A 579-nucleotide genomic window follows, 5' to 3' on the forward strand; every position below is an offset into this window, starting at 1 on the left:
TTGGCGGCCAAATCATTCCTTGGAACTTTCCATTCTTGATGGCCGCATGGAAAATCGCTCCGGCATTGGCCGCAGGTTGTACCATCGTCATCCACCCTTCTTCCAGCACTTCATTGAGCCTGTTGTCCCTCGCTCAAAAAATCAACCACCTGCTGCCTAAAGGCGTGTTGAACGTGATTACCGGCCGCGGTTCCAAATCCGGCGAATACATGCTGCACCACAAAGGCTTCAACAAACTGGCCTTTACCGGCTCAACCGAAGTCGGCCGTCGCGTCGGCATCGCCGCTGCCGAATTACTGATTCCGTCCACTTTGGAGTTGGGCGGCAAATCCGCCAACATCTTCTTCGACGATATGCCTTTCGACAAAGCCCTCGAAGGCGCGCAAAAAGGTATTTTGTTCAACCAAGGCCAAGTTTGCTGCGCCGGTTCTCGTATCTTCGTTCAGGAAGGTATTTACGATAAATTCGTCAATGCCTTGGCGGAAGAGTTCAAAAAAATCAAAGTCGGCCTGCCTTGGGAAGACGACACCCAAATGGGTTCGCAAGTCAATGCCGGTCAACTCGAGACCATTTTGAAAT

At 51.5% G+C, this 579-nt stretch carries 1 protein-coding gene; it reads left to right on the forward strand.

The features are described 5' to 3' along the window. A partial coding sequence (locus ACTHUE_RS19915; protein ID WP_440424270.1) for an aldehyde dehydrogenase family protein occupies positions 1-579 on the forward strand: 579 nt, incomplete at both ends.

It is taken from the genome of Neisseria sp. P0021.S005, from assembly GCF_051956955.1.